The 4,191-nt window shown below is 41.8% G+C and carries 4 protein-coding genes and 1 pseudogene; 4 read left to right on the top strand and 1 reads right to left on the bottom strand.

The window, feature by feature from the left end:
• Nucleotides 1-125, top strand: a pseudogene (locus IM479_RS10565) (IS630 family transposase); the annotation flags it as partial.
• Between the two features lie 28 nt (nt 126-153).
• A complete protein-coding gene (locus IM479_RS10570; protein ID WP_287685900.1) occupies nt 154-1,578 on the top strand; it encodes a glycosyltransferase family 39 protein in 1,425 nt (474 codons plus the stop codon).
• Nucleotides 1,579-1,592: 14 nt separating this feature from the next.
• Here the strand turns inward: IM479_RS10570 and IM479_RS10575 are convergent, their stop codons facing one another.
• Nucleotides 1,593-1,934: a DUF8822 family protein gene (locus IM479_RS10575; protein ID WP_045358156.1), complete on the bottom strand. Its 342-nt coding sequence runs from the start codon at nt 1,932-1,934 to the stop codon at nt 1,593-1,595.
• Nucleotides 1,935-1,968: 34 nt separating this feature from the next.
• On the opposite strand from IM479_RS10575, the gene aat reads away from it, so the two are divergent.
• Both aat and IM479_RS10585 read left to right on the top strand, forming a co-directional pair.
• On the top strand, nt 1,969-2,550 hold the full coding sequence (aat, locus tag IM479_RS10580) for a leucyl/phenylalanyl-tRNA--protein transferase (RefSeq protein ID WP_287685901.1): 582 nt from the start codon (nt 1,969-1,971) through the stop codon (nt 2,548-2,550).
• A 320-nt stretch (nt 2,551-2,870) separates the two neighbouring features.
• On the top strand, nt 2,871-4,010 hold the full coding sequence (locus IM479_RS10585; protein WP_287685903.1) for a hybrid sensor histidine kinase/response regulator: 1,140 nt from the start codon (nt 2,871-2,873) through the stop codon (nt 4,008-4,010).
• Nucleotides 4,011-4,191: the final 181 nt, after the last annotated feature.

Here is a 4,191-nt window from a genome sequence, read left to right on the forward strand (position 1 = left end):
ATCGAGAATTTGAAAATAAAGAAGAACTGGAAAAAGTAGTCAATCAGCTTTTAAATGAAGGGGGATTGATTATTAAATGGAGTAGAAAGCTTAAAAATAAGGGTAATGCTGTCAATGTAACTTAAATGCGTAAAAGCTTACACGACTCAAGAGGTGCGGGAGCAGGCTTTCAACGGTGAAATTATTGGCAGGAAAGACCTACAATATGTTCAACATCCTCATTCCGAACGCTCTCTATCCGATGCCTTGCGCTCTCTGATGGGCAATCCAGAACATCCTCCCCTATACCATTTGTCAGCGCGTTTCTGGATGCAGTTAATCCCCATCGAACATTCAGCTAGAACTTTCTCGATTTTCTTAAGCATCTTAGTCATTCCTTGCCTTTATTGGTTATGCCTAGAATTGTTCGATTCCTCCCTAACAGGCTGGATAGTGATCGCTTTATTCGCTGTTTCTCCCTTTCAGATGCTCGTGGCTCAAAACACTACCCAGTATAGTCTCTGGACGATAACAATTATTTTATCGGGAATCGCTCTTTTGCGAGCAATCCGTAAAAATACGCTTAAAAGTTGGCTCTGGTATAGCCTGAGTTTAGCCTTGACTTTTTATACTCATTTATTTTCTGCTCCTGTGGCCATCGCCCAAGCTTTATATGTGATTCTTCTAGAGAGATTGAAAATTACAAGAACAGTTGTTAGCTATATATTGGCAGCTGTTGGCAGCTTAGTTTTATTTAGCCCTTGGCTATTCGTGATTTTTACCAACCTAGGCAAAATCGATGGGAATACCCAATACTATCGACAGTTTAAGACTAATATCAGCCAAATATCTCAAACCTTATTCCGTCATACTGGCCATGTATTTGTGGATTTCTTTCACCGCAGAGGAAGATTAGAGTCGGCTTTACATTTGTTAATTTTATTATTAGCGATCTATTCTCTTTACCATCTCATCCGATACACCTCGCCGAAAGTTTGGTTATTCCTAATAACTTTGATTGTTGTTCCTACACTATTTCAAATAGTCCCCGACTTAATTAAAACTTCGATTCGCTCCCTACAAGCCAGATATTATCTACCAGTATTTTTAGGAATGCAGATTTCTATTTCCCACCTAATCGCTAGTTATATCGGCTCAAAATCCCCCAAAAATTGGCTGCACTATTTGGGACAACAAATCTTGCTAATTTTCCTGCTACTAGGTATAGTATCGGGTGTATTTCTGGGTTTAACTCCTGATGCGGGTTTAGACGATCAAAGAGGTACAGCCAGTGGAGCTAATCTAGAAATCGCCCCTGTTTTAAACTCCATGACCAAGCCGATAGTTATCAGCGATAATACCCCTAGTTTCTTTTTGGCATTATCCTATTTAGTTAACGATCAAGTTAAGTTTCAATTATTTCAGGATGGCGATGTGGAATCCTGGCGGCAAAAACTCAATCTCAAGGAATTAGCCCAAAACTACAGTAATATCGTCGTGGCACATCCCGAAGAAGATTTTGTTAACTTCTTAAATGAGCAATACCCCATTCGTACAAAAAAATTAGCAGGACCGCTAATAGAAATTAAACTCCAATAGCAGAGAAAAACTGTCTAACTTTGCCCACAACAGCGATCGATCCCTAAACTATCTAAAATCAAATCACTGACGGCGTTAGCGATGGCGAATTCACTATAAAAACTTTCGCGAAAATCAAAAGCCTGCATCTCGGTAACGATCGCAATTACCAAGCTACCGAGATCGTTTTCCCCTTCCAAACGCTGACGCAGAAAAATTTGACTAGCGCGTTCAGCGATAGTTTCATTAATAGCTTCGGGAATAAATTCTGCATCTAACCAACGATGCAAAGCGGTGCGCAGCCAAGTTTGTTCCTGTTGGGGATTTTCGATCGGTGGTAAAGTAATAGGTGGAATTGGTGCGGGATGATCGGGCATAATTAGAGAATGATCAGGCTACGAGACTGAATTCTTGGGGGGAGTCGTGGATACCGCCTCTATTATACAAGGATACGCACGCGGTTACTTTCTCATGGCCGATGAGGGGGGGCGATTGGATTGGTATTCTAGTAAAAATCGCGCTCTTATCCCTCTTGATCGGCGTTTTAGGTATCCCAAGTCCCTAAAACGAGTTTTGAATCAAAATCGCTTTAGCGTGGCTATTAACGGCGATTTTGCTGGGGTTTGTGCCGGTTGTGCCGATCGCTCGCTGACTTGGATTTCCCCGGAGTTAATCCAAATCTATCAGCAATTACACCAAGCCGGTTGGGCCCACAGTTTCGAGACTTGGCAAGGGGATCAATTAGCGGGAGGGATTTTAGGTTTGGCAATTTGCGGGGTTTTTATCGGGGAATCGATGTTCTATAAAATTCCCGATGGTTCTAAGGTAGCCATGGTCAAGTTAGTCGAACACCTTAGAGAACGGGATTTCTGTCTATTTGATGCCCAAATGCAAAATCCCCATCTGGCTAGATTTGGGACCTATACTATCTCCGAAAAAGAATATCATCCCCTACTTGAAGGCGCTCTGTTGAAGCATTGTCATTTTGTTTAAGTATTGTTTCCGATTGTGGCAGTCATCTTATAGAACCTATTTGGTATCTCTCTTGTGACGCTTCACGGGTAAGAATTACAGGTATTTTGGCTAATTCGCTCTAATCCATACTGGGTAATGATTTTGGGAAAGATACCAAATGGACTCTATATAGTGAGGTAGTAATTTTTCGTTTTGGGGGCCAGTCGTCACGATTCAGTCGTCAATAGCAAATTAGGCTATACTTCATCTTTATCAAAAAAGCTGTGAGAATCGACCTCGAAAATGTCTTGACCATGGAACCCGATTCGAGGTATTCTATCAGGGTAGATCAGACAGTAATGAAATTCAGATTTAAATTGGCAATGTTAAACCAGTTAAAAATTCTAATTGTTGATGATAATGAAGTAGATCGGGTCGCCGTGCGCCGATTCTTAAGAACATCGGAGATGGAGATCGAAATAACAGAAGCCGCTGACTATCAAGAGGCTAAAGAAAAGATGTCCAATAATCTTTTCGACTGTATGTTTATCGATTATCTTCTACCCGATCAAGATGGTTTGACTTTGGTGCGGGAAATTCGGCAGCAGGGAGTTAAAATACCCCTAATTGTCTTAACCGGTCACGGAGACGAAGGAATTGCCGTAGATATGATGAAAGCCGGTGCTTCCGATTATCTGAGTAAATTTCGTCTTTCTGCCTCGCATTTAAATCAAGCGATGCGAAACGCCCTAGGCATCTATGAAGCGGCACAAGAAGTGGCGATTGCCAAACAAGAAAAAGAGCAATTGGCTAGACAAAAAGAAGATTTTGTTTCGAGGATGACCCACGATTTGCGAACTCCCTTAGTGTCTGTCAATCACATATTAGAACTATTTCAAGAAGGTTTATACGGTGAGATTACTCCCGAAATGAGTCGAGTTATTAAGGTGATTATTCGCAGTAATACAAATCTCTTGGAAATGGTTAATAATCTTTTGGAAGTTTATTGTTATGAAAACGGCGAAAAGACACTTAATTTTACTAAATTAAAGATTATCGATATTCTCGAAGAAGTCTGTCAGCAGTTAACTCCCCTTGCCCGAGAAAAAGGACTAGAATTAAGCTTAAATGCCGAAAATGCCAGGGAAATTTTCCTAACTGGCGATCGCTTGGAACTGCGGCGCGTTTTTACCAATCTCATCGGCAATGCGATTAAATTTACCCAAAAGGGTGATGTGAAAATTCATCTCATCCCCGCTACAGAGGAAGATACTTTTGTCACCATTGTCATCGAGGATACTGGTATAGGCATTTCAGCAGAAGAACTACTCCGGATTTTCGAGCGCCTGTACTCCGGTTCCCCAGACACTTCCAACAATGGGTTAGGACTTTATCTCTCCCGTCGCATTATCGATGCTCATGGGGGAACTATTGCCGTCACCTCAGAATTAGAACGGGGTAGTAGCTTTTCTGTCCGTTTACCTAAAATGTCAGCTTGAAGGCTCTCGGTTTGACACCTTGTAGGATGAGTTGCTAGATTTTGACATCCTCGCCGCCGTAAAACGGACGGCGATTCCTCACCACGCCACTTTTTTAGGGTGGTCGCGTCAACGGGGTTGACGCAGATAGCGAAAAACGCTTAATTGCTTAAGTCTGACACTTTCGACCCGTCCGTTTTGA

The sequence above is a fragment of the Microcystis sp. M165S2 genome (assembly GCF_020245885.1).
Taxonomy (GTDB): Bacteria; Cyanobacteriota; Cyanobacteriia; order Cyanobacteriales; family Microcystaceae; genus Microcystis.